The organism is Anaerofustis stercorihominis (assembly GCF_005844425.1).
In the GTDB taxonomy this organism is placed as follows: Bacteria; Bacillota; Clostridia; order Eubacteriales; family Anaerofustaceae; genus Anaerofustis; species Anaerofustis butyriciformans.
This window is the reverse complement of record NZ_SPHL01000026.1, coordinates 1-21,552: the sequence shown is the minus strand read 5'-3', so window position 1 is coordinate 21,552 and position 21,552 is coordinate 1. Positions and strand designations below refer to the sequence as shown.

Below are 21,552 nucleotides of genomic sequence, written 5' to 3'. Positions count from 1 at the left end.
TAATATATTGGGTGGTAAAAATTGAAAAGTTTTTTTTATACATTGTTTATATCTATGATACCTATTATAGAGCTTAGAGGTGGACTTCCCATTGGTGTTGCATCGGGGCTTTCATTACTTGAAGCATATATTGCTGCCGTAATAGGAAACCTTATACCTGTGCCTTTTATAATTTTGTTTATAAGAAGAATTTTTTCTTTTATTAGAAAATATATGCCTAAATTAAATGATATGGTAGATAAACTTGAAAATAAAGCTCATTTAAAGGGAGAAAAGGTAAAAAAATATCAAAAATTAGGACTTTTTATTTTTGTTGCGATACCTCTTCCCGGTACAGGTGCATGGACGGGAGCTTTAGTTGCTGCATTTTTAGATATTAGATTAAAAGATGCAATCTTACCTATTTTTGCAGGGGTGTTAACTGCTGGTTTTATTATTACATTGTTAACTTTTGGTGTTACTACAATTGTGTAAATGCAAAATTGTATTAGGGAAATATTTGAAATTCAGATGTTTACTTTTTTTTAAATATCTGTTTTTTTTATGATAGATAATTATTTTATAACATTATATACAAAATCAATAAATTTTAACGATAAAAAGTTATTTAATATTAAATATATAAAAAAATATTATATAAAAATAAAAAAAGTATTGACAAAATAAATTATATATATATAATTAAATTATAATCATTCCAATTTAAATAAGAAAGGGGAGAAAATTAAAAATATGGATTTAAAAGAAATCATAAGAAGTCATGGGTTAAAAGCAACTCCAAATAGAATTGCAGTTTTAGAATATCTTATGTCAAGTAAAGAACACCCAAGTGCTGATATGGTAAAAGAACATTTAAATTCTTTGGGAAATAAATTCTCTCTTGCAACAGTTTATAATATTTTAGATGCATTTGTTGAAAATGGAGTGATAATAAAAGTTAGAGATGATGAAAATAATATGATGCGTTTTGATGCAAATACAAAGTTTCACATTCATGTATATAATACAAAAACAAATGAAATTATGGATTACTTTGATGAAGAACATTGCAACAATATAGAAAAAAGTTTAAAAGAAATAAAAGAAAATAACGGGTTTGATGATAATCAAAGACTTGTTGTAGAAATGTAAAAGCTTATAATAGTTAAAAAACTATTTAAATAAAAAATAAAATAAATATATATAAAAGGAGATAATTAATTATGAAAAAATGGGTATGTACAGTATGTGGTTATGTTCATGAAGGAGAAAATCCTCCAGCAGAATGTCCTCAATGCCATGTTCCTGCAGAAAAATTTAAGGAAATGAGCGGAGAAAGAGAATGGGCTGCTGAACACGTTGTTGGTGTTGCTAAAGGTGTAAGCGAAGATATTATTGCTGATTTAAGAGCAAACTTTGAAGGAGAATGTTCAGAAGTAGGTATGTATCTTGCAATGGCAAGAGTTGCTCACAGAGAAGGTTATCCAGAAATCGGTCTTTACTGGGAAAAAGCTGCTTATGAAGAAGCTGAACATGCTGCTAAATTTGCAGAATTATTAGGTGAAGTTGTAACAGACAGCACAAAGAAAAACCTTGAAATGAGAGTTGAAGCTGAAAATGGTGCAACAGCAGGTAAATTTGATTTAGCTAAAAGAGCTAAAGAAGCTAATCTTGATGCAATTCATGATACAGTTCATGAAATGGCTAGAGATGAAGCTAGACATGGTAAAGCTTTTGAAGGATTACTTCAAAGATATTTTGGTTAATAAAATACATAAAAAAAGCCTTTTTATAAGGCTTTTTTTTATGTTAAAATTATTGTCAATTTGACTTTTTTTTATAGTTATAGTATTATAATTAGATAAATTATGGTAAAAAATAAATTTATCGTGAGGAATTATAATAATGTTAAAAGAAGCAATTATTAGTTTTATTGAAATATTTAAATTGAATATTAAAAACAGAAAAAAATCTATGGCAATGGCTAAAATGACCCTTAAAAAAAGATATTCAGGGTCAGCATTAGGTGTGGGGTGGTCACTTGTAAAACCTATATTATTTATTTTTGTATATTGGTTTGGTATTCAAATCGGCATAAGAGGAGGAAAACCAATGGATGGTAATATTCCTTTTATTTTTTGGTTAATGGCAGGTATAATAGCTTGGTTTTATATTAACGATGTTATGCATATAGGTATTTCTTCTATTAGAAGAGATAGTTATTTGGTTACAAAGGTTGTGTTTCCTATAGAAACAATTCCTATATATAATGTAATGTCGTTATTTTTTACGCATTTAATACTATTAGTTCTTGTATTTATAGTACTTTTTATTTGCGGATATTATCCAAATATATATTATTTTCAGATTATATATTATACCGGCTTTTTATTCTTTTTTAGTTGTGTGTTATGTACCTTTTTATCAACTTTATCTGTAATAAGCAGAGACTTTGAACAACTTATAAAATCAACAACAATGATTTTTTTCTGGTTATCTCCAGTTGTTTGGGCACCATCAAAATTAGCAGAAGGGTCTTTATTATTTAAAATACTTAAACTTAATCCTTTTTATTATTTTATACAAGGATATAGAGATACGTTTTTATTTAAAACATGGTTTTTTGAAAGACCTGCATATACGATATATATGCTAGTATTTACTTTATTATTTACATTGTTAACTGCATATCTTTACAAAAAACTCCATAATGAGTTTTCGGATGTATTATAGGAGGGTATTATGGCAAAAAAATTTACAAGAAATTCAGTTGATGTTAATATAGAAATTACAGATGAAATGAAAGCAACTATGTTAAAAGATTGGCCTGATAATATTCCGGATGAAAATGTTGCTGTTAGCGTTAATAATGTTACAAAGATGTATAAAATATATAAAAAGGCTTGGCATAGAGTTGTTAATGCTTTTTCAGATAAAGTTAAATATGGTGAGTTTTATGCTTTAAAAGATATTAATGTCAAGTTCCCGAAAGGTGAAACAATTGGTATACTTGGAGTAAATGGTTCTGGTAAATCTACTTTACTAAAAATGATTACAGGAGTTGTTACTCCCACAAAAGGAAATATAGAAGTTCATGGTAGAATCTCAGCATTGTTAGAGCTTACATCAGGATTCGATAAAGAACTTACGGGATATGAAAATATATTTTTGAAAGCAACTACTCTTGGAATTCCTTTGGATGAAATGGAAAAAAGAATTCCGGATATAATTGAGTTTGCAGATATAGGAGATCATTTATATCAGCCTGTAAGAACTTATTCTTCCGGTATGAAGTCAAGACTTGGTTTTGCAATAAGTGTAAATGTTGAACCTGATATATTAATAGTTGATGAAGCTTTGGCAGTAGGGGATGATACTTTTAAATTAAAATGTTTATCAAAAATTGAAGAGTTTAGAAAACAAGGGAAAACAATTCTTTTTGTAAGTCATAGTTTATTTACTATTCGTGGGTTTTGTACGAAAGCTATGTGGATAAAAGATGGGGAACTAATGGCTAAAGGTGATACCGATATGGTAACGAAACTTTACGAGGACTATTTAAAAGAAGTAAGGACAAAAAAGAGGATTCAAGAAAGAGAAAGCCAGGAAAAAGAAAATGAAATTTTTGAAAAAAAAGATATTTTAGAAGTAATAAAAACGAGATTTATAAACACAGATGTTGATTTGAATAATAGAATGAGATTTCAATATGGATCATCTTTGGTTTTTGAAGTTGAATATGAAGTTAAAAAAGAAATAGAAAATGATTTAGTTGCTTCTTTTTCTATTAGAGATATCGAAGACAGAGTTATTTTTGCAACAAGTAAGCAAAATGCAGATAATACAGTTGAATCTTCAATGGGACGACATGTATATAGAATTATTTTACCAAATTTAAAATTACTTCCGGGAACTTATAGAGTGGCTGGTGAATTATGGAATAATGAAGCAGGTCTTCATTTTAAATTTGCTACTATAAGAAGATTAATAATTAATAGTAAAGATTATCATGGTGATGGTGTTTATGAAATACCGTATAAGACTATGAAAGATGAATTGTTACTCGAAGAACGAAAGAATAACGGAACCTTGACTGACGAGTTCATTGAGAATATGTTTAAATTATAGTTATATAAAGAGGAATAAACATTATGTCTAATAAAGTTGAACAAAAATCAATAACCAAAGGACAAAGTTTAAAAAGAAGAACAGCAAAATTTTTATTAAGAGCATCTTTTTATATTTCATATATTTTACCTATACAAAAAAAGGTTGTTTTTGTTGCTAATAATACAGATAAATTGGATAGAAATCCTAAATATATTTATGATGAAATAAAAAGGCAAAATTTAAATTTAAAAACTGTATGTATGTTTAATATTGCAGGAAAAAAAGGTTTAAAAAACCAGATTAAATATTTACTTAAAAATATGTTATCAGAATATCATATGGCAACTGCAAATTTTATTATTTTAGATGCCCATTATTTTCCTTTGTATGTTATTAAAACCAAGAAGAAAACAGTTGTAATACAAGTTTGGCATGCAAGTGGTGGATTTAAGAAAGTTGGTTATAGTGTTTTAGATAGAAATTTTGGTATTAGTAAAAAGGATCTTGAAATCAGCCCAATTCATACAAATTATACTTATTGCTTGATGGGTAGTCAGTATAATGCAAAATTTTATGCTGAAGCTTTTAATGTGGGAATGGATAAATTTGTTACTAATATTGGTATACCTAGAACAGATGTTTTTTTTAACGAAGAATTAAAAAGTATGCTACCTGAAAAAGTATGTAATATGTATAATCTTCCAAAAGATAAAAAAATTATATTATATGCGCCTACATTTAGAGGTGAACATAAAACAGATGCATATTTTAAAGATGATTTAGATTTTTCTGTTATGAAAGAAAATATAGGTGAAAAATATATTATATTATTAAAACTTCATCCATGGATAACGGAAAAATATAAGATTAATGATGATTTAAAAGGTTTCTTGTTTGATGTAAGCGATTATCCTGATATAAATGAATTAATGATGATAAGTGATATAATGATTACAGATTATTCATCTGCAATATTTGAATATTCTTTACTTGAAAGACCTATGATGTTTTTTGCAAGTGATTACTATGATTATATTGATGAAAGAGGTTTTTATATAGATTTTCATAAAGATCTTCCAGGAAAAGTTTATACTGATACCATATCTATGGCAATGGATATAAAAAATGGTAATTTTGAAATGGATAAAGTAAAAGATTTTAAAAATCAAACATTTGAAGTTGCTGATGGTAAAGCCAGTGAAAGATTTGTAAATGAATTAATTAAACCTAATATTATAAAATAAAATTATACTTTTAAGGAGGAGTTAAAATGTCAACAGGAATGATCATTTTAGCCGGTGGTATAGGTAAAAGAATGGGGAGACCTGTACCCAAACAGTTTTTATTACTTGGAGGAAAACCTATTATTCTTCATGTGCTTGAAAAAATTGAAAAAATTGAAGAAATAGAAAAGGTTGTTATTTGTTCGCCTAAAGAACATATTGAAGAAATGCAAAGATTAATTTTTAACCACAACATTCAAAAAAATATTTTATGTGTTGAAGGTGGTAAAAGTAGACAGGAATCAACATATATAGGATGTAAATATCTTGAAGATGTAGACAGTGTTATTGTTCATGAAGCGGTAAGACCTTTTGTAAGTAAAAAGGAATATGAAGAATTAATTAATGATGAAAATGATAATGCAATTTATGGACTAGATATCCCTTTTACAGTTTTAAAACAAAAAGATAATTTTATATCTGAAAATTTGGTAAGAGATGAGCTTGTAAATGTTCAGCTTCCACATAAATTTGAATTAAAATTATTACTTGAAGCTCACGAAAAAGCAAGAGAAGAAGAATTATTTTTTACAGAAGATGCATCTTTATTCTATCATTATAATCCTGATAAAAAAATTAAAGTTTTACCAGGTTCTTTATACAATATAAAAATAACTACGCCTGTTGATTTGGTAACATGTGAACAGATATATAAAGAATTTATAGTAGGAAAGGAATAATATAAAATGAAAACATGTATTATTACTGGAGCAAGTCAAGGTATAGGTAGAGCTACAGCTATAAAAATGAGTAATGAAGAAGGTATAGATAACATTGTCTTAATGGCAAGAAATGTTGATAATTTAAATAAAACAAAAGAAATGATGAATCCTAAATGTAATGTTATGGTTTTACCTAATGATATGATGGATTTGGATGGAATTGATAAAAAAGTCGATGAAATTTATAAACAATTTGGTTCTATAGACTTACTTATAAATGGAGCTGGTTTTGTAAATCCTACAGCTTTACTTGATACGACAAATGATAATTTCGAAAGAACATTTACAATCAATACTGTTTCTATGCTTGTAATGATTAGAGCATGTGTGAGATATATGAAAGGTAAAGACGCTAAAATTTTAAATATAGCTTCAACAGCAGGATCTACTTCAAGACCTGGTTGGGTGGCTTATGCAGCTGCAAAAGCCGGAGTAATATCTCTTTCTAAAACATTAGCTGATGAACTTAGAGATTATAAAATTAAAGTTTATTGTATTTCTCCTGGAAGATGTGCTACTGAGCTTAGAAGGATTTTAGCTCCAGAAGAAGATCCAACAACAATAATGCAACCTGAAGATGTTGCGGAAGTAATTGCAAACTTGTTAAGAACAGGAGAAAACTGTTTAGATGGACAAGATATTATTGTAAGACAAAAATAGGGGGTAATAAAATGAGTGATTGTCTTTTTTGTAAAATAATAGCAGGTGAAATTCCTTCAACTAAAGTTTATGAAGATGAACTTGTATATGTATTTAAAGATATCGAACCTATTGCACCTTTTCATGCTTTGGTAGTTCCCAAAAAACATTATTCATCTATTTTAGATGTTGATGACGAAGATAAGATAATTAATCATATTTTTGCAGTATGTAAAAAAATTGCGAAAGATCAGGGCTTTGATGAAAAAGGATTTAGAATTATAAATAACTGCGGTGAAGATGGAGGTCAAAGTGTTCATCACTTACATTTCCATTTATTAGCAGGAAAAAAATTATCTTGGGAAGCTTAAAAAGAGCATTTTATATGCTCTTTTATTTTTTATGGCAGTTACAATTTGTACAGTTGCATTCTTCGCTGTTACAATCACATATTTTATAATTACCGCCATCAATAATTAGCTTTCCACCTTTTGTTAAAAAGTTAGCAATTTTTTTTCTGGCATTTGTATATAATATTTGAATAGTTGCTCTTGAAACATTCATCCATTTTGCACATTGTTCTTGTGAAAAATTTTCGTTGTCCATAAGTCTTATTACTTCATATTCTTCTACTGTCAAAGTTGTTGTTTCGCTATTATTGTTTTGTGATATAAAAGTATTTGATATAGGCATTTTGCAAACATTTTTGCATTTTGTAGGTCTTGGCATTTTTTCACGTCCTTAATTTATTTATATATAATATTAAATAGGATTTATTTTTTTGTCAATATTTATGTAAAATAAAAGCTGACGTTATGTCAGCTTTACATATAAATAATTAGTCCATATTATTATCTACTTTATTAAAGAAACTTAGAGAATATAATCCGCTTATTCCAACTAAAGCAAAGATTATTCTGCTTACTATTGATGATTGACCACCAAATAATGCTCCAACCAAATCAAATTGAAAAAAGCCGATAAGCCCCCAGTTTATAGCACCAATGATAACTAATAATAAAAATAGCTTATTCATCTTTTTCACTCCTTTTTAGAAATTTTCTATTTTATTTTTTCCCAAAAAGAAAATTTTATGATTTTTAAATAAAAAAGACTTGTAAAATATACAAGTCTTATTTTGCAACTTCTATTAAATTATCAGGTGTATTGTTATATACTCTTGAATTCTTAGGTACACTTGTTGTCAACCAAACATTACCTCCGATTATAGAGCCTTCACCAACTGTAGTACTGCCTCCAAGAATAGTTGCTCCGGCATATATAATTACGTTATCTTCAATATTTGGATGACGTTTAACTCCTTTTACAGGGTTACCATTTTCATCAAGTTCAAAACTTTTTGCTCCAAGAGTAACTCCTTGATAAAGTTTTACATTATTGCCTATAACGCAAGTTTCTCCTATAACAACTCCCGTTGCATGGTCTATAAAGAAATATTTTCCTATTTGTGCTCCTGGATGAATATCAATTCCTGTTTTTGTATGTGCATATTCTGTCATTATTCTTGGAATTAGAGGTACCTTTAAGTTAAATAGCTCATGTGCAAGTCGTTGTATTGTAATTGCTTCAAGGTAAGGATAGCTTAAAAGTATTTCTTCAATGCTCATAGCAGCAGGATCTCCGTTATAAGCAGCTACAATGTCTGTTGATAAATACTCTCTTACCTTTGGTATGCTTTCCATAAACTTAATGGTTGCTTCATCAGCTTTTTCTTTACATTTTGTACAATTTTTATTTTTATTTTCATTGTCACACATGTTTATGTAGACTTCTCTTATTATACTGTTAAGCTCCATTGCAGCAGTATTTAATCTTTTTCTAACATATATGTTTATAAATTCATTATTATCCAAATCTTTTTCATATATGGTAGGGAAGAGTCCTGCTTCAAGATTCTTTATGATTTCGTTAACTTTTAATTTCATGCCAAAGCCGCTGATGCCTTCATCTGTAAGTTCTTTTTGATTGATTTCAACAACTTGACTTGATATTTCCTTGCTTCTTGTTTCAAGCCATTGTTTCATGTTTATCATATTATGTCTCCTTTTTATTCTTCTAATAAAGGTAATGTTATTATAAATTCACTACCGACATTTTCTTTAGTCCTAACTCTTATTTTACCTTTATGGTCCAGAATAATGGATTTTGCAATACTAAGTCCAAGTCCCATTCCGCCTGTTTCTTTATTTCTTGATTTATCTGTTCTGTAGAATCTATCAAAAATATTTTTTAAATCTTCTTCTTTTATGCCCATTCCATTATCCTTAATAGATAGTATAGCATTATTGTCTTTACTTTGTAAATTGATTTTTAATGTAACATTATTATTTGAATATTTTATTGCATTATCTATTATTATTCTAATTACTTCTATTATCCTAAACTCATCAGCATTTATATATATATTTTTATCTATATTATTTATAAATGTAATATCAGGATGGGTTATTGTAAAATCTTTTATAATTAGATTTACACTGTCTGTTAAATTTACTTTATCAAAATTATAGTTTATTTTCTTTTTATCATATTTTGCTAAAAATAATAATCTGTTAACAAGATTTTTCATATTTTCAGCTTCAAAAATGATAGAATCAACACTTTCGTCTAAAATTTCTTCATCTTTTTTACCCCAGCGTTTTAACATGTTACCATATCCGGAAATAACTGAAATAGGAGTTCTAAGTTCGTGAGAAACATCAGAAACGAATCTTTCTTGTTTTTCGTATGCATCCTGGAATGAATCTATCATTTCGTTTGTTGTTTTGGCAAGTTCTTTAAGTTCATATTCTGCTTCTGATACATCAAGTCTTAAATCTAGATTTTCTGCGGTTATTTTTCTTGTTGTTCTGTTCATTTGGTTTATTGGAGCTAAAGTTTTTCCTAGTTTCATTCTTCCAAGAATAAGAATAATAAGTGCACCAAAACATAGAACAATAGAAACAGGAGGAATTACTGTTGTTAATCTTTCTATAAAAGGTTTGGCGGAATAAAAAATAAGAAGTTTATATATTCCGTTATCTGTCTTAATATCTCTTGAACTAACCAAATATCCTTTATTTAATAATGATATTCTTGGGAAGGCTTCAAATAAATAATTATATTTTAAATCTTTAATATATGTTTCTATATTATCATTTTTTTCTAAAAGATAATAATCTCCGTTTGTATTTATAATTGATATTATTGATTGTTTGTATTTTTTTTCTATGTTTTCAATATTTTCTATTATATAATTTTTATCTTCAAATCTTCCGTTTTTTAAAATTTTTGTAACGGTATTATTAATTTTACTGCTTTCATTATATGCTTCATCATATGTTGATTGTAAAAGAGAAATAGACAGCACAATAACAGCTACTACGGCAATTACCAAATAAAGGTATGTATACCATAGAGCCGTTTTTTGCTTTATGCTCTGACTATTTTTTCTCCTTCTTTTTTTCTCTTTTTTACTATTCTTCATCATCATCTTTAAATTGATAGCCTATTCCTCTTACTGTTCTAATATAATGTGTGTTGTATTTTTGATCAATTTTACTTCTTAAATATCTTATATATACATCTGTAACATTTGTTTCTGATTCATAATCATATCCCCATACATTACTAACGATTTGCTCTCTTGTTAGAACTATATTTTTATTTATCATAAGATATTCTAAAAGTTCAAATTCTTTTTTTGTAAGGGATATTTCTTCATTGTCAAAATGTGCTGAATAAGTATTTTTGTTTAAAACTATTTTACCGGCTTTAATTATTGCTTCTTTTTCTTTTTTTTCATTTTCTCGTTTTGATCTTGATAAAATTTTTCTTATTCTTGCGAGAAGTTCTTCTATTGCAAAAGGTTTAGTCATATAATCGTCTGCACCTATATCAAGCCCCATAACTTTATCTGAAACATCTGATTTTGCTGTAAGCATTATTATAGGTGTTTGAATGTTATTTGATCTTAGTCTTCTGCAAATCTCTATTCCGCTTAAATTAGGAAGCATTAAATCAAGTATAATTAGGTCGAATTTATCGTCCATAGCTTTAATAAGCCCGTCTCTTCCTTCTGTAGCTATTGTTAAGTTATATCCCTCATGTGTCAGTTCCAATTGTAAAAAACGTGCGATTTTTAATTCGTCTTCTATAAGTAATATTTCGTTCATTTTTTCCTCCTGGTTACATTATATCAATAATATTGAATCCATCTTCATCTTTTGAAATTTTTGTATGATTAACGTATGTATTTACATTATTTATATTTTTATTTGTTTTCTTTTTTATTTTATTTCGTTTATAAGGAATAATAACATCTTCACTATTTACTAAATCCATTGTGATTGATGAATTTGTTATCATTATAAATACTAAGAAAAGACCTATAAAAATTGAAGGTATTGGAACAATAATACAAATTAATATAGGTAGAAGTAATGGTATATCCATTATATTTTCATTCATATAATTAATTTTAAAACGATAACTTTTTTCTCCAAAACTTATTGATACAATATGTTTATATAGTCTTATTATATATCTTTCATCATAATTTATAATATACTCTAAAGCCTTTTCATAATTATTTCTTGAACGTATTAAAGCCTTTTCGCAAAAACCGTAATCTCTGCCAGTAGCATCTCTTAACATTTCAATTTTATTTTCATCTAACTTCATATTTTCCCTCTTTGAATTAAAATATATTTTAATTATAATATATAATCATATTTTATTAAATAATAATACAAATATATTAGATTAAAATTTGTTTATTATTAAAAACAAATTATATTAACTTGAGAATGAGTAAAAAACAATGTATAATAAATACAATTAAATAAATAATTTAGGAGTGTATTGATGGCATTTAATAAGAAAAATGTAACCATAGAATATATAGCTAACGCGGGAGTATTGTTTGAAAATAAAGGTAAAAAGATTTTAATTGATGGAGTTCATATTAAACCTGTACCACCTTATTTTAGCGTTAAAAAAGAAACAATGCAAAAAATTATAGATGGAGTTGCTCCATATGATAAAATAGATATTTTAGTTTTTACTCATCATCATATTGAACATTTTGATGCTTCTTGTGTATGTGAGATTTTAAAAAATAACAGATTAACACAACTTATTTGTACTTGTACTGTTATGGAAAGATTAAAGGAAAGTGCAAATTTTGATCCTATTATAGTTTCTCAAGTGCACGAATTTGAAATTCCTTTTTTCAAATCAATTTTAGCAAGTATCAAGAATGTATCATTTGAAGTTATTTCTTTACCTCATGACGGTAAAAATTATGAAGATGTAGAAAACTTTGCTTATTATTTTGAATTTGGTGGAAAGACTTTTATGCATCTTGGGGATAGTGCACCTGTTGTTGAGAATTTTAAAGAAGCTGGAATTTTTGAAAAAGATGTTGATGTTTTAATTGCTCCTTTCCCTTATATTGCTTTAAAAGCAGGAAGAGAAATAATAAACAGACTTAATCCAAGAAGGGTAATAATTGTTCATTTACCAGATAAAAATCTTGATAAAGGTAATTGGTTATATAATACATTTAGAGTATTTAAAAAATATGAAAGAGAACTTCCTCCAACAGATTTCTTTACAAATCCTGGGGAAGATATGACAATAAAATAAAAAAGAGCTTAATAAAAGCTCTTTTTTTTTATTCAACCTTTCCAAAGTCCGAGAAAGGTAAAATTCTAAATACTATTTTTGATTTAAAATTTTCTCTTGGAATAAAACCTATTTCTGCAGACCTGCTGTCTTTTGAGTTTGGTCTATTATCTCCAAGAACAAAATATTTTCCTTCAGGTACTGTTGTTAGAGGATAATCATCGTAAACCAAATCTTCTGAAATGTAAGGTTCATATATTTGTTCTCCGTTAACATAAACTTTAGAATTTTTAATTTCAACAGTATCTCCCGGAAGTCCTATAACTCTTTTTACATAATCATTGTTTTCATCAATTTTTACTACTGCTATATCTTGGAACTGAGGATCAGAAATAATATAAGAAATCTTACTTGCAATAACTTTATCCGAATCATTTAACGTTGGATACATGCTTGTTTGTTTAACCATTACAGGTTCAAATATAAATGTTCTTATTACAAGTGCAAGAATAATTGCAATTAATATTGTTAATCCCCAGCTGAAAATTTCTTTTATACCTTTTACCATTTTTATCTCCCTAAAAATTAGTCTTAGTATAATATACTTCTAATAAATTAATTTGTAAAGGCTTTTTTGTTATTCTAATGAAAAATCTATAGGTGTTTGACCATGTTCCATAAGAAATTTATTTGCTTTTGAAAAAGGATGGCTTCCGAAAAATCCTCTTGAAGCAGATAAAGGGCTTGGGTGATGGCTTGTTAGTATTAAATGATTAGGATTTGTTATAAGTTTCTTTTTGGAAATTGCAAAGTTTCCCCAAAGAATAAATACAAGAGGTTTTTCTCTTTCGTTTAGTAAAGATATTATTTTATCTGTAAATTCTTCCCAGCCTAGATTTCTGTGGCTTGCTGCATGGTTTGCACGTACCGTTAATACTGCATTTAAAAGAAGAACTCCTTGTCTTGCCCATGGTTCTAAACATCCTGTTGTCGGACGCTTTATTCCAAGATCATCTTCAAGTTCTTTAAATATGTTAAGTAGGGAAGGGGGAGGAGCTACACCTTTTCTGACTGAAAAAGACAAACCATGTGCTTGTCCTACTCCATGGTATGGATCTTGTCCTATAATACATATTTTTGTATCTTCATATGATGTATAGTGAAGTGCATTGAATATGTCAAACATATCAGGATAAATTTTATAATGTTTGTACTCATAAACAAGTTTTTTTCTTATTTCTTTATAATAGTCTTTTTGAAATTCGTCTTTTAATAAATCCTGCCAGTCATTTTTAAATTCAATTGCCATTTTTATTCCTCCGCATTATTATCATTAATAAAATCATTTATAACTTTATAAGCCATTGTTATACCGCAAACACTTGGTGCAAACATCATACTTGATGGCGTTTGATATTTTTTATTAACTTCATTTTTTGAATAGCATACTGTAAGTTTTTTTATATTTCTTTTCCTTAGTTCTTTTCTTATTATTTTAGCCATTGGGCAATACTTAGTTTTAAAAATATCTGTAATTACAATATTTTCAGGGGAAAGTCTGTTTCCCATTCCCATTGAAGAGATAATTTTAATATTATTTTTATAACAATATTCTATTAAATCAATCTTACTTGTCATTGAATCAATTGCATCAATAACATAATCAAATTCATTGTTTACAATTTGAGGAATATTTTCTTTATTAATAAAAGTCTTTAATTTAATTACGTTTGCATTGGGGTTTATATCCATTATACGCTGTTTTAGTACATCAACTTTATATTTACCTATTGTAGATTCTAAAGCTATAATTTGCCTGTTTAAATTCGTTATATCTACTTTGTCATTGTCAACTATTGTTATATTATATATTCCACTTCTTATTAATGCTTCTGCGCAGTAACCTCCAACGCCTCCGCATCCAATTAAAAGAACGTTTTTGCTCTTTAACATTTCGACGTTTTCTTTTCCTATAAGAAGTTCGTTTTTATAAAATCGCATTTTCTTCTCCTTATAAAAATAACCACGGGAATACCGTGGCTATTTTTTATTGATTATCTTTTTTCCAAAATTTTATTTCCACATCTCCAATTTTCATTTCTACTTTTTCATATGGATTTGGAACTTCTTTTCCATTTTCATCAATGACTGAGTCTTTATATGTTGGAAGAACTTCTTCTCTTGGATATCTTGAGTCTCTTTTTATTGTTCTTCCTGTTGAAGAGTCATTTATGATTGTCATATTAGGTTCTCTTTCCAATTGTTCTGATGTTGGAGAATATCTTCTATATTGTCTTTTTGGTCTTGTTTGTTTTTCTTGTTTATTATCGTAAGGATTATCCATAGGTATTCTTGAAGAATAATCATTAGTAGGAATCTTTGAAGATTTTCTTTCTTCGTCTTTTTCCAGCTTTGTTGTTATAGGAGTATATTGTTCTTTTTGTGGTTTTTCTTCTTCTTTATCAAAGCCAGGAGTATAAGTCATGTTTGGGATATTAGTCTTTTTTACTTGTGTTTTTGTTTCGTCTTTTGGTGGAATTTTAGGTTGAACTTTTCCGCCTTTTACTTTTGCTAATTCTCCAGAACTCATAACGTAAATTCCGTTATCATCTATTTGAGGTGAAGACACTGCTTCTTCTCTTCTTGTAGTTGTTCCTTTTTTAAATTTATAATAAGGATTTTCAACTATTCTTCCATCTGTTATTATGAATGGACTGTCTACATCTACATCAGGCATTGGATTTACAGGATCAGCTGTTTTTTCTTGTTTTTGTTTTCCTACTTTATTTAAGAAGTCTTTTGCATCTTGAATATTATTTCTTGATGCAACGATAGGTTCTTCTGTAGATACTTCCTCATCTTCATCACTTAACATGTCTTTTTGTTCTTCATCTTCTTCATATTCAACAGTTTGAGAAAGATCTTCATTTGTTACTTCTTCTATTTCATTATCATTTTCATCTTCGTCTTTAAAGAAATCATAATCAATTTCTTCATTATTTTCTTCTTCGTTTTCATCTTCTGCGATATCTAACGATTCTTCGTTTTGTTTAATGTCATTTTCAGCTGTTGTATCATCTTCTGAAAGACTTCTAAGTTCATTTAATAATTCTTGAATTTCTTCATCTTCTTCATCATCGCCTAAGGCTTCTGTTAATAAGTCTTCAAGGTCAGAATCTTTATTGTCATTTGTATCTTCATTTGCTGCCAATGCTGCGGCTTCAAGAGGAATATCTAAATCATTTTCATCATCATCAACTTCAATTTCTTCGGTTACTTCTTCAACTTCTTCAGGTTCTTCTTCTTGTTCATTATCAAGTTCATCTTCTGATAATGCATCATCTATAAGAGAATCTAAAGAGTCATCTTCAGCAAATAATTCTTCTTCACCGGCATTAAACTCGTCTTCAAGTTCTTTTAATAAATCTTCGTCTTCTAATTTTGCGCCTTCTTCTTCAATTTCTGATAAATCATCTTCATTAGTTTCTTCTTCATCATCTCTTAAATCTTCTAAATCGAAGTCTGCAAAATAGTCTGTTTCTTCTTCCGGTTCTTCATTTGATAATTCTTCTAACTCTTCATCTAGACTTACGTTTTCGGTAGTATCTTCAACATCATTATCGTTAGCTTCATTATCAAAAATGTCATCACTATCCATAGATGTATAATCTATTTCATTATCTGCTGGTTCATCATCATATTTTTCTTCTTTTGCTTCATCAAGTAATGGAGCATCTTTTTTGTCTTCACTGCTTAACTCTTTCATGTATTGTTCATATTCGTCTTCATCCATATATTCTGTTGTCATAATACTTTGAATGAAACCAAATGACGAAATTGCCATGATAATTGTTCCAGGAGTTAATACTTCCGCAAAAATTGAAGGTAATGGTAACGGAATAATTGCACCTAAATATTTCCATAGAAAAATTGTTGAATCAGTTGCAACGGACATTGTTGCGGCAAAATTTGCAGTGTACGTTGCTGCGGCATCTCCTAGGGCAATATTTAATGCTGATTCACTTACAGGCATTAAACCTCCGTTTAAAACTATAATTACAAAATTCATTAATGCCCCAATTAAAAGTGCATAAACCCATATTCCTTCTAGATTCAAGAATAGCCCGATAAATAAAAGTATGTATGCTACTATTGTTATCCAAAAAGCATAATCATTTAAAGCTGTAACTCCAGCCAATGCCAAAACTTTTTGTGACATGAATAAAATTATTGATACTAAAAAAATGTACCAACCTCTAAGTCCTCCCACAAAAAAGTTTTTTATACTACCTTTTCTTATCAGTCCCACTATTATGGAGATAATCGCGATTTCAAGTAAAAACATAATTAATTCCTTTCTTAACTGTAAAAGCTAAAGTTTTTTCTTAAAAAAATATTTATAAAACGTTTATATTTCATACAATATTATAGTAGTGTCTAAGGGTAAAACCGTAGACACTACATTTTAACATTTTTTTTAATGAAAATTCAATAGTTTTTAACAATTTAGTCTAAAATTCAGGCTCTATTAAGCCATATTGACCGTCTTTTCTTTTATATATTACATTAACGGAATCAGTTGTTGCATTTAGGAATACAAAAAATACATGATCAAGTAATTCCATTTGCAATGCTGCTTCTTCTGGAAGCATAGGTTTTATTGCAAATTTTTTGCTTCTAACGATCTTTGAATTATCTTGTTCGATTTCTTCCTCCTCTTCTTCATATCTTATTGAGTCCGTTAATTTCTTTTTAAGTTTATCTTTGTTTTTCTTTATTTGAGCTTCAAGTTTTTCAATGGCTTTATCAATTCCGTTTCTAACGTCTCTGTCTGATACTTCAACTCTTAAAAATGTTGAATCAACTGTAAGTGTGATTTCAGTTGTAACAAGGCCTCTTACTTCGCTAATCATAATGATTGCTTTAGGATCTTTAGGGAAATATTTGCTTAATCTGTCAAGCTTCTTTTCCGCTTCTTTTTCAATTAAAGCATAATCACCATTATAATTTTTAAATTTAATGTCAGTTCTCATGATCTTTACCTCGTTTCTTTAATTAATGCTTTCAGTGGTTGCAAGAGTTAAAAAATAAACTTCTTTTGCACCTGCTGATAATAATATTTCACTTAACAAATTTATGGTGCTTCCTGTTGTAAAAACGTCATCAACTATTAGAATTTTCTTGTTTTTTATTTCATTTTCTTTCTTTATTTTAAAAGCACCCCATAAATTTGTTTTGCGCTTGGTTTTACTTAGATTTTTTTGTTCTTTTGTAGATAATGTTTTTATAATTATATCATCCCTTAACTCTTTATCTGTATTGTCTTTAAAGCCTTTTGCAATAAGATAAGCTTGATTAAAACCACGTTTTTTTAATTTTGATGTGTGAATTGGCACAGGTAGTATCAAATCTACTTCTTTTAAAAAATCTAAGTGCTTGGTTTTTTCATATAAAATATTACCAAGACTAATGCACAAACCTTTATGTTTTTCGTTCTTAATTTTACTTATTATTTTTTTTGAATATTTTCCGTAATTCCATAAACTATATCCTTTTTTAAAAGAATAATTTTCGTTTTTGCAATTACTACAAATTCCTTTTTCATATATTTTTTTAGAGCATTTTTCGCATCTGTTGTTATCTTTAATCCACTCTAATTTATCATTACAGTATATGCAATATATATTGTCTTCTTTTAATAGTATTTTACCGCAAATACAACATTTTGTATTGTTTGGATAAAAAAACTTTTTTATTGTTTCTTTTATTAGTATATTAACATTATAACACGTTTTCATAAATTTTCTACTTTTTAATTGTTTTAATTGATATTTTTTTTGGAACAAACGGTTAGAAAATAAACGTTTTTTGCTTTGTTTTCTTTTAGTACTTTACTTATCTCGTTTATTGTAGATGAAGTTGTTAAAACATCATCAATTATTAATATGTTTTTATCTTTTATTTCATCTTTGTTTGTTACTTCAAAAGCTCCTTTTAAATTTTCTTTTCTTTGTTTTTCATTTAAACCAATTTGATCTTTTGTTGCTTTTGACTTAACTACAATATTTGATTTCATTGGAATATTTGAACTTTCTGAAAAGCCTTTTGCAATAAGCTTTGCTTGATTATATCCTCTTTGTTTAAATCGTTCTTTGTCTGATGGAGTTGGAATAATAAAGTCTATTTCATATAGAAAATCCACTTCATCTGTTTTTTCATATAATAGGTTTCCAAGTTCTAAGCAAAGACCTTCGCACCCTCCATATTTAATTTTTTTTATTATTCTTTTTGAATATTTATCATAATTCCATATTGAAAAGCCTTGCGTAAAATAATTGTCTTCTTCTTCGCAGCTTTTACATAAATTTGAATATGAAATAGGGGAGAGTTCTCTCGAACAAATTTCACATCTTTTTCCTTTTATCCATTCAATTTTATTATTGCATTTTTCGCAGAATATTTTATTTTCGTTTAAAAATATTCTATTGCATACGCTGCATTTTGGTGTTTTAGGATAAAAAAATCTATTATAAGATTCTTTTAAAATATTTAAAATATCCATTTAAAATTCCTTTTATAAATATTCGTTGAGTCTTTCTTTTAACATTGTTTTTCTTTTATTTTTATAAGCACTTTTAATCATGCTTTTAAGTGCATTTACTTCTCCGATTAATATCACCATTTCTTTTGCTCTTGTAATTGCCGTATAAAGTAAATTTCTGTTTAAAAATCCGCTGTATCCTCCGAAAATAGGAATTATTACTGCCTTAAATTCGCTTCCTTGACTTTTGTGTACCGTTATAGCATAAGATAGTGTTAGTTCATCTATTTGATCTTTTTGATATGTTACTCTCTTTTCTTCATCAAATACTATTTCAAGAGTTTGTTTCTCTTTATCTATTTTTTTGATTATTCCCATATCTCCGTTAAAGACACCTTCACCTTTTTTAAGAGTGTTAATATCTGTCCATTTCATTTGGTAATTGTTTTTTATCTGCATTACTCTGTCATTTTCTCTAAAAAGGGTAAGTCCAAAATTTAATTCGTTTTTTTCTTTATGTTCCGGATTTAATAATTGTTGGACGGATTTATTAAGTTCGTTAACTCCTGCAAGTCCTTTTTTTAGAGGGGATATGATTTGAAAATCTTTTAACAAATCATAATTTTTCAAAGGTGTATTTTTATAGTTGTATATTATATTTAATATATTTCTTTTAATTTTTTCTTGAGATATTGTATTAATAAAATAAAAATCTTTTGCTTCTTTGTTTAATACAGGAAGCTGTCCTTTGTTTATTCTATGTGCATTGGTTACGATAAGACTTTCTTTATCTTGTCTATAAATTGTGTTTAATTTTATTACAGGGAATATATCGCAGTTTATTAAATCTGCAAGTACGTTTCCGGCGCCTACTGATGGAAGCTGGTCTATATCTCCCACAAAAAGCAGAGATGTCTTGGGTTTTACTGCTTTTAAGAAAGCATCAAAAACCGTTATGTCAACCATGCTCATTTCGTCGATTATTATATAATCACTGTCTATTTGATTATCTTCGTTTTTACCAAAGGATAAAAAATGTTCTTCCTGTGGTGTGTATTCATATTCAAGAAGTCTATGTATTGTTTTTGCTTCACTTTTGGTGGATTCACTCATTCTTTTTGCTGCTCTTCCTGTTGGGGCAGTTAAAGTATATTTTTTCCCAATACTTCCAAGTATATAAATAATAGCATTAATTATTGTTGTTTTTCCTGTTCCGGGTCCACCTGTAATGATTGAAATTTTTGAAGTTATAGAAGTTTTTACAGCTTCAATCTGGTTTTTATCTAATTTAATCTTATTGTTTTTTTCATAGCCTTCAATCAATCTATCAAAGTCAATTTCTTGTTTATTTATATCTTCAAAGCTGTTTATGTACATAAGATTTTTTGCACATTCGCATTCACTTTCATAAAGCTGCTTTATAAAACATCTTTCTTCGTTATCTATTGTTTCCATTATTACGCTGTCGTCGAGAAATAGTGTTTTTAAATGATGATCTACTATATCCTTATCGACTCCGAGCATTCTGGCTGTTTTTTCTTCTAAATCATCTTTTAAAATATATGTATTTCCATCTTGATAACAATTGTTTAAAACATATTTTATTCCGCTTATAACTCTGTAAGGGCTTTCAAGTTCTATTCCTACACTCATTGCTATTTGATCTGCTCTTTTAAAACCTATTCCGTAAACATCGTCAATAAGTGCATACGGATTTGTTTGTATTATAGCTAAAGTATCTGATTTGTACTCACTATAAAGCTTTCTTGCATAGTTTGGTTTTATATTGTATTTTGCAAGCTTCATTATTACATCACGCATATTTGACTGATTTTTATATTCTATTCCTACAATTAATGCTGTTTTCTTTCCGATTCCTTTTACTTCGCATAATCGAATAGGGTCATTTTCCAATATATCCATGGTTTCTTCACCAAAATGTTCTACGATATCTTTTGCTTTTTTAGGTCCGATTCCATTTAACATTCCACTTGCAAGATAATTATATATTGAGTCTGTATCAGTTGGTATTATGATTTCTATACTTTCGACTTTAAATTGTTCTCCGTATTTAATGTGGTTTGTATATTCTCCACTTGCTTCAATGTCAAGCCCTGGTTTAATATTTTCAAAATAACCTACTATGGTTACAAGTATACCGTTACAATCAACATCAGCTATTGTGTATAAATTATCGGGATTATGATAAATTATCCTGTCTATTTTTCCTCTTATTTTATCGCTCATTTCATACCTCGTTATAAAAAATTATATCATATTAAATTAAAAAAGAAATAAAGTCTATTGAAAAATTTAATATTATGGTATTATTAAAATATACATTGATAGAGGGAAAGATATGAAAAAAATAATTAGTTTGTTTTTTGTTTTGGTGTTTATAATTATCCTTTGTTATTCTTTTAATATTGATTCATCAAGTGCAAATGTAATTGACTATAAAGAAGTTCTTTATAGTATAGAAGATATCCATATTATTGATATTAAAACAAATGATAAAGTAAAAACAATATCTGATAAGAAGGATATAATATCATTTATAGATAAACTTGATATTGATGAATGGAAAGTTTATGAAAATGATGCAATGTATAAGGGGAAAGAAAACGAGAAAAATAACTTTTCTTATAAC

The 21,552-nt window shown here is 27.8% G+C and carries 25 protein-coding genes; 11 read left to right on the top strand and 14 right to left on the bottom strand.

Translation table 11 applies throughout. From position 1 onward, the window contains the following. The first annotated feature begins 21 nt into the window (after positions 1 to 21). The 9 genes from FGQ49_RS07360 (at position 22) to FGQ49_RS07320 (ending at position 7,104) form a co-directional block, all read left to right on the top strand. Positions 22 to 474 carry a COG2426 family protein gene (locus tag FGQ49_RS07360; protein WP_347559331.1) on the top strand — a complete coding sequence of 151 codons (453 nt, stop codon included), beginning with the start codon at positions 22 to 24 and terminating at the stop codon, positions 472 to 474. A 258-nt stretch (positions 475 to 732) separates the two neighbouring features. Continuing rightward, entirely contained in the window at positions 733 to 1,131 is a 399-nt protein-coding gene (locus FGQ49_RS07355; protein WP_207734419.1) for a Fur family transcriptional regulator, read from the top strand. 71 nt (positions 1,132 to 1,202) lie between these two features. Next, a complete protein-coding gene (locus FGQ49_RS07350) occupies positions 1,203 to 1,745 on the top strand; it encodes an NADH peroxidase (protein ID WP_138269224.1) in 543 nt (180 codons plus the stop codon). Between the two features lie 139 nt (positions 1,746 to 1,884). Then, a complete protein-coding gene (locus tag FGQ49_RS07345; RefSeq protein ID WP_138269223.1) occupies positions 1,885 to 2,712 on the top strand; it encodes an ABC transporter permease in 828 nt (275 codons plus the stop codon). A 9-nt stretch (positions 2,713 to 2,721) separates the two neighbouring features. Then, a complete protein-coding gene (locus tag FGQ49_RS07340) occupies positions 2,722 to 4,107 on the top strand; it encodes an ABC transporter ATP-binding protein (RefSeq protein WP_138269222.1) in 1,386 nt (461 codons plus the stop codon). 23 nt (positions 4,108 to 4,130) lie between these two features. After that, on the top strand, positions 4,131 to 5,333 hold the full coding sequence (locus FGQ49_RS07335) for a CDP-glycerol glycerophosphotransferase family protein (protein ID WP_138269221.1): 1,203 nt from the start codon (positions 4,131 to 4,133) through the stop codon (positions 5,331 to 5,333). A gap of 26 nt (positions 5,334 to 5,359) precedes the next feature. Further along, positions 5,360 to 6,052, top strand: coding sequence for an IspD/TarI family cytidylyltransferase (locus FGQ49_RS07330; RefSeq protein ID WP_138269220.1), 693 nt, complete (start codon positions 5,360 to 5,362; stop codon positions 6,050 to 6,052). Positions 6,053 to 6,058: 6 nt separating this feature from the next. Beyond that, entirely contained in the window at positions 6,059 to 6,754 is a 696-nt protein-coding gene (locus FGQ49_RS07325) for an SDR family oxidoreductase (RefSeq protein ID WP_138269219.1), read from the top strand. 11 nt (positions 6,755 to 6,765) lie between these two features. After that, a complete protein-coding gene (locus tag FGQ49_RS07320; protein ID WP_138269218.1) occupies positions 6,766 to 7,104 on the top strand; it encodes a histidine triad nucleotide-binding protein in 339 nt (112 codons plus the stop codon). A gap of 22 nt (positions 7,105 to 7,126) precedes the next feature. Here FGQ49_RS07320 and FGQ49_RS07315 read toward each other — a convergent pair whose 3' ends face one another. The 6 genes from FGQ49_RS07315 to FGQ49_RS07290 all read right to left on the bottom strand — a co-directional run bounded on the left by FGQ49_RS07315 (position 7,127) and on the right by FGQ49_RS07290 (position 11,416). Continuing rightward, positions 7,127 to 7,462, bottom strand: coding sequence for a DUF134 domain-containing protein (locus FGQ49_RS07315; RefSeq protein ID WP_138269217.1), 336 nt, complete (start codon positions 7,460 to 7,462; stop codon positions 7,127 to 7,129). A gap of 109 nt (positions 7,463 to 7,571) precedes the next feature. After that, the gene (locus FGQ49_RS07310) at positions 7,572 to 7,778 is read right to left on the bottom strand and encodes a DUF378 domain-containing protein (RefSeq protein ID WP_207669798.1); all 207 of its coding nucleotides are present in this window, start codon (positions 7,776 to 7,778) and stop codon (positions 7,572 to 7,574) included. A gap of 88 nt (positions 7,779 to 7,866) precedes the next feature. Further along, positions 7,867 to 8,787: a serine O-acetyltransferase EpsC gene (gene epsC / locus FGQ49_RS07305; RefSeq protein WP_171020637.1), complete on the bottom strand. Its 921-nt coding sequence runs from the start codon at positions 8,785 to 8,787 to the stop codon at positions 7,867 to 7,869. Positions 8,788 to 8,801: 14 nt separating this feature from the next. Beyond that, complete coding sequence (locus FGQ49_RS07300; protein WP_171020636.1) at positions 8,802 to 10,220, bottom strand: sensor histidine kinase; 1,419 nt, start codon at positions 10,218 to 10,220, stop codon at positions 8,802 to 8,804. Then, positions 10,210 to 10,908, bottom strand: coding sequence for a response regulator transcription factor (locus tag FGQ49_RS07295; RefSeq protein WP_138269214.1), 699 nt, complete (start codon positions 10,906 to 10,908; stop codon positions 10,210 to 10,212). Before FGQ49_RS07295 ends, FGQ49_RS07300 begins: the two co-directional genes overlap by 11 nt. A gap of 13 nt (positions 10,909 to 10,921) precedes the next feature. Continuing rightward, entirely contained in the window at positions 10,922 to 11,416 is a 495-nt protein-coding gene (locus FGQ49_RS07290) for a hypothetical protein (RefSeq protein WP_138269213.1), read from the bottom strand. Between the two features lie 183 nt (positions 11,417 to 11,599). On the opposite strand from FGQ49_RS07290, the gene FGQ49_RS07285 reads away from it, so the two are divergent. After that, positions 11,600 to 12,382, top strand: a complete 783-nt coding sequence (locus FGQ49_RS07285; protein WP_138269212.1) for an MBL fold metallo-hydrolase — start codon at positions 11,600 to 11,602, stop codon at positions 12,380 to 12,382. A 28-nt stretch (positions 12,383 to 12,410) separates the two neighbouring features. On the opposite strand, the gene lepB is transcribed toward FGQ49_RS07285, so the two are convergent. From lepB to recD2, 8 genes are all read right to left on the bottom strand, one after another. Further along, a complete protein-coding gene (gene lepB / locus FGQ49_RS07280) occupies positions 12,411 to 12,929 on the bottom strand; it encodes a signal peptidase I (protein ID WP_138269211.1) in 519 nt (172 codons plus the stop codon). A 69-nt stretch (positions 12,930 to 12,998) separates the two neighbouring features. Further along, on the bottom strand, positions 12,999 to 13,670 hold the full coding sequence (locus tag FGQ49_RS07275) for a uracil-DNA glycosylase (RefSeq protein ID WP_171020635.1): 672 nt from the start codon (positions 13,668 to 13,670) through the stop codon (positions 12,999 to 13,001). A gap of 2 nt (positions 13,671 to 13,672) precedes the next feature. Then, on the bottom strand, positions 13,673 to 14,362 hold the full coding sequence (locus tag FGQ49_RS07270) for a tRNA threonylcarbamoyladenosine dehydratase (protein ID WP_138269209.1): 690 nt from the start codon (positions 14,360 to 14,362) through the stop codon (positions 13,673 to 13,675). Between the two features lie 46 nt (positions 14,363 to 14,408). After that, complete coding sequence (locus FGQ49_RS07265) at positions 14,409 to 16,706, bottom strand: DUF5317 domain-containing protein (protein WP_138269208.1); 2,298 nt, start codon at positions 16,704 to 16,706, stop codon at positions 14,409 to 14,411. 166 nt (positions 16,707 to 16,872) lie between these two features. Beyond that, the gene (locus FGQ49_RS07260) at positions 16,873 to 17,394 is read right to left on the bottom strand and encodes a ribosome hibernation promotion factor (RefSeq protein ID WP_138269207.1); all 522 of its coding nucleotides are present in this window, start codon (positions 17,392 to 17,394) and stop codon (positions 16,873 to 16,875) included. 18 nt (positions 17,395 to 17,412) lie between these two features. Then, the gene (locus tag FGQ49_RS07255; RefSeq protein ID WP_138269206.1) at positions 17,413 to 18,159 is read right to left on the bottom strand and encodes a ComF family protein; all 747 of its coding nucleotides are present in this window, start codon (positions 18,157 to 18,159) and stop codon (positions 17,413 to 17,415) included. Positions 18,160 to 18,182: 23 nt separating this feature from the next. Beyond that, positions 18,183 to 18,923, bottom strand: coding sequence for a ComF family protein (locus tag FGQ49_RS07250; RefSeq protein WP_138269205.1), 741 nt, complete (start codon positions 18,921 to 18,923; stop codon positions 18,183 to 18,185). Positions 18,924 to 18,935: 12 nt separating this feature from the next. Further along, the gene (gene recD2, locus FGQ49_RS07245; RefSeq protein WP_138269204.1) at positions 18,936 to 21,149 is read right to left on the bottom strand and encodes an SF1B family DNA helicase RecD2; all 2,214 of its coding nucleotides are present in this window, start codon (positions 21,147 to 21,149) and stop codon (positions 18,936 to 18,938) included. Positions 21,150 to 21,261: 112 nt separating this feature from the next. Here recD2 and FGQ49_RS07240 point away from each other — a divergent pair. Then, positions 21,262 to 21,552, top strand: a 291-nt coding sequence (locus FGQ49_RS07240; protein ID WP_207669797.1) for a hypothetical protein, incomplete at its 3' end; no start/stop codon positions are given.

What these genes read in the sequence shown, in the direction of transcription:
- FGQ49_RS07340 (WP_138269222.1), top strand. Translation starts at nt 2,722, where the DNA reads ATGGCAAAAAAATTTACAAGAAATTCAGTTGATGTTAATATAGAAATT.
- lepB (WP_138269211.1), bottom strand. Translation starts at nt 12,929, where the DNA reads ATGGTAAAAGGTATAAAAGAAATTTTCAGCTGGGGATTAACAATATTA.
- FGQ49_RS07350 (WP_138269224.1), top strand. Translation starts at nt 1,203, where the DNA reads ATGAAAAAATGGGTATGTACAGTATGTGGTTATGTTCATGAAGGAGAA.
- FGQ49_RS07335 (WP_138269221.1), top strand. Translation starts at nt 4,131, where the DNA reads ATGTCTAATAAAGTTGAACAAAAATCAATAACCAAAGGACAAAGTTTA.
- FGQ49_RS07325 (WP_138269219.1), top strand. Translation starts at nt 6,059, where the DNA reads ATGAAAACATGTATTATTACTGGAGCAAGTCAAGGTATAGGTAGAGCT.
- FGQ49_RS07250 (WP_138269205.1), bottom strand. Translation starts at nt 18,923, where the DNA reads ATGGATATTTTAAATATTTTAAAAGAATCTTATAATAGATTTTTTTAT.
- FGQ49_RS07285 (WP_138269212.1), top strand. Translation starts at nt 11,600, where the DNA reads ATGGCATTTAATAAGAAAAATGTAACCATAGAATATATAGCTAACGCG.
- FGQ49_RS07320 (WP_138269218.1), top strand. Translation starts at nt 6,766, where the DNA reads ATGAGTGATTGTCTTTTTTGTAAAATAATAGCAGGTGAAATTCCTTCA.
- FGQ49_RS07345 (WP_138269223.1), top strand. Translation starts at nt 1,885, where the DNA reads ATGTTAAAAGAAGCAATTATTAGTTTTATTGAAATATTTAAATTGAAT.
- recD2 (WP_138269204.1), bottom strand. Translation starts at nt 21,149, where the DNA reads ATGAGCGATAAAATAAGAGGAAAAATAGACAGGATAATTTATCATAAT.
- FGQ49_RS07290 (WP_138269213.1), bottom strand. Translation starts at nt 11,416, where the DNA reads ATGAAGTTAGATGAAAATAAAATTGAAATGTTAAGAGATGCTACTGGC.
- FGQ49_RS07355 (WP_207734419.1), top strand. Translation starts at nt 733, where the DNA reads ATGGATTTAAAAGAAATCATAAGAAGTCATGGGTTAAAAGCAACTCCA.
- FGQ49_RS07265 (WP_138269208.1), bottom strand. Translation starts at nt 16,706, where the DNA reads ATGTTTTTACTTGAAATCGCGATTATCTCCATAATAGTGGGACTGATA.
- FGQ49_RS07255 (WP_138269206.1), bottom strand. Translation starts at nt 18,159, where the DNA reads ATGAAAACGTGTTATAATGTTAATATACTAATAAAAGAAACAATAAAA.
- FGQ49_RS07330 (WP_138269220.1), top strand. Translation starts at nt 5,360, where the DNA reads ATGTCAACAGGAATGATCATTTTAGCCGGTGGTATAGGTAAAAGAATG.
- FGQ49_RS07295 (WP_138269214.1), bottom strand. Translation starts at nt 10,908, where the DNA reads ATGAACGAAATATTACTTATAGAAGACGAATTAAAAATCGCACGTTTT.
- FGQ49_RS07315 (WP_138269217.1), bottom strand. Translation starts at nt 7,462, where the DNA reads ATGCCAAGACCTACAAAATGCAAAAATGTTTGCAAAATGCCTATATCA.
- FGQ49_RS07275 (WP_171020635.1), bottom strand. Translation starts at nt 13,670, where the DNA reads ATGGCAATTGAATTTAAAAATGACTGGCAGGATTTATTAAAAGACGAA.
- epsC (WP_171020637.1), bottom strand. Translation starts at nt 8,787, where the DNA reads ATGATAAACATGAAACAATGGCTTGAAACAAGAAGCAAGGAAATATCA.
- FGQ49_RS07300 (WP_171020636.1), bottom strand. Translation starts at nt 10,220, where the DNA reads ATGAAGAATAGTAAAAAAGAGAAAAAAAGAAGGAGAAAAAATAGTCAG.
- FGQ49_RS07270 (WP_138269209.1), bottom strand. Translation starts at nt 14,362, where the DNA reads ATGCGATTTTATAAAAACGAACTTCTTATAGGAAAAGAAAACGTCGAA.
- FGQ49_RS07260 (WP_138269207.1), bottom strand. Translation starts at nt 17,394, where the DNA reads ATGAGAACTGACATTAAATTTAAAAATTATAATGGTGATTATGCTTTA.